2 protein-coding genes are annotated in these 2,425 nt (G+C 37.1%); one reads left to right on the plus strand and one right to left on the minus strand.

Features of this window, described 5'->3' with window-relative positions:
- Window positions 1–1,199 (minus strand): transposase (locus tag AC23MC_RS16360; RefSeq protein ID WP_487569393.1); only part of this gene is annotated, 1,199 nt, incomplete at its 3' end.
- 252 nt (window positions 1,200–1,451) lie between these two features.
- On the opposite strand from AC23MC_RS16360, the gene AC23MC_RS16365 reads away from it, so the two are divergent.
- Window positions 1,452–2,327: a hypothetical protein gene (locus AC23MC_RS16365; RefSeq protein WP_487569394.1), complete on the plus strand. Its 876-nt coding sequence runs from the start codon at window positions 1,452–1,454 to the stop codon at window positions 2,325–2,327.
- Window positions 2,328–2,425: the final 98 nt, after the last annotated feature.

The following is a 2,425-nucleotide window of genomic DNA, read 5'->3' on the forward strand; positions in this document are numbered from 1 at the left end:
TTAAAATTGGTTTTCATTCCACAACATTGCTCTCGAAGGGGACATTTTTTGCAATCGCTCTCGCTACTGCGATAAGTCCGTTTGGTGTAACCTTTGCTGTCTGTTTTCTCGCCTTTAAAAAGTAATTTGGCTTGGTTGCCTCCTACTTTGGTGCATTGGTAATAGTTTTCTGCTTTGTTGTAAACAAAACCTTCTCGCTCAGGAACGTATTGTCCAAAGTTGGGCATCCACGCATTGATCTTGTTATCGTTTAGGTATTTTAAGGCTTCGCCACTGCTATAACCTGCATCGGCTAAAACTTCGCCTAATTCTAGTTGGTTTTCTTCTAAATTTTCTTTGGTTAGTTCCACTATCTGTTCCAGACACTGACTGTCGCGTTTGTCGGCAAAATCAGCACAGGCTCCGGTGATCACATGGTTTTGATCATCAACAGCTATTTGCCCAAAGTAATTGAGTTGGCGTGCCTTGCCGGGTTTTACACTTACTCTCGCATCAGGGTCGGTTGGACTGTAATGCGTGTGATTAGATAAATATTTGGGTCGGATTAAGTTGCCGTTTTCATCTTTTCTATCGCCTTTAGTACTTCCTTTTGGCTGGCCTTTATAGGTTTCTGTTTTCCAATCGTGGTGTTGGTCCACAAGCTTTTTTCGGGTTTGACTTACTTTGTATTCACTGTTTTCATTTAGTTCCTGAGCATAATAATCAACATCGGCTAAAACTTCTTTCTCTACCAAACTATCCATCGAGGCATTGGCTTTGATAAAAGCACTGTCAACAGCCTGGCGTTTGCCACGAACCATTCCTTTTTCTACACAAAGCGAAAGCACTTTTTTGAAGAGTTCCATAAATACTTCCTCTCCATACAATTGACGGGTTCGGCTGATGGTGCTGTGCCATGGGAGCACCTCATCAATATCATACCGAATAAACAAACGAACGTCTAAACAATTAGAACAATATTCAATGAGTTTTCTATCGGAATTGATGTTGTTTAAATAGCCAACCAAACAAATTTTGAAGAATACAACTGGGTCAATACTCTCTTGTCCTTCGTCTCCATAATAGTCTTGTGTAGCTTTGTATAAAAACCGAAAGTCAATGGCTTTATCCAACAATCGGTAATAATTGTGTTCCGGAATCAAGTCCTGTAAATGAACTTGGTAGAGCATTTTTGGGGTGAGTTCTTTTTTTCCTTGCATGACTAAAATTACAAAAAGTGAATCTTTTTTGCAAGATTTTTTTGGTATATTTGGGGAGTTGTGCAACAAGCACAGCGGTTTTGGGAAATTTGGGCTTAAGGGTTTAATGGAAAGATCTTTTTGTATATTTGGCTTTAGTCCGAATGGAAAGGTTCGGGGCAATATAAACCCAAACTTCGCAAAGCCGGCGGGACGTTGTGTGTTATGCGACAGCGACACTCTAATAATTTGACCAACTGACAAAAAGTACAAATGACTGATAATTTAGAGGATAAAAATGTAGATTATTCTACAATCCATCCACAGGAAAATGTTCCAGAAGAAAAAACCCTGCCTAACAACACTGAAAAGAGTGAATCTACTCATCCGAAAGAAACTATAGAAGTACATCACCATCCCAAAGTTGAAAAGAAAAAAGTAAAGGAATATTTAATGGAAGGGTTGTTTATTTTTATTGCAGTTAGCTTGGGTTTTATTGCCGATAACATTCGTGAACATTTTTCTAATAAAGAAATTGAAAAACGTAACATGGAACTTATTGCAGACAATTTGAGAGGGGATATTGAAAATATTAAAGAAAACATACGTTACAATGAAGAGAAAGTAAAAATATTAGACACCCTTATTTCCTATAAGGGCATAAAAAATGTTGATAGTTTATATTCACAGAGGTTTAGCTATTTAGTTACCAAAAGCATTTACAACCCTACATTTTTTTCTAATACGGCCGCCATTGACCAAATGAAGTTTTCAGGAAGTCTGAGACTTGTCAAAAACAAAGAGATCCTAAGTGGCATTTATAAGTACGAGAGCATGAATGAACATATTGCTACTAACAGAGAAGGCATAAATGATGATGATGACAGATTGGTAGAAAACATATCAACGTTCTTGGATATGCAAAATCTCGCAAAAAGCCGGGGCATACATTTTCTTGAAACTAATCAGATAATCTCCAATAAACAACTTCTAAATAACCAACAGAATATTTTTAAATTTTTTAATCAAGCTATAATGCGCAAAAGCATTTTGGAAATCATTTGGCTTCCACAAATGCGTAAGCAGCAGAAAAATGCCGAAGAACTAGTAAAGCTATTGGAACAGGAATACGATATAAATCAAAAGTAAAAAAGCACGAACACACAACAGCGGTAACCGTTGCACAACCCCTTCAAAAAACTAAATTTTCATTCTAATCATAAAAAACAACCTCGTTTAGTGCTTTC

This window comes from Flavobacterium sp. T50_26 (assembly GCF_057652995.1).

Excerpts from the sequence above, each read along its gene's own strand:
- AC23MC_RS16365 (WP_487569394.1), top strand. The coding sequence starts at position 1,452 with ATGACTGATAATTTAGAGGATAAAAATGTAGATTATTCTACAATCCAT.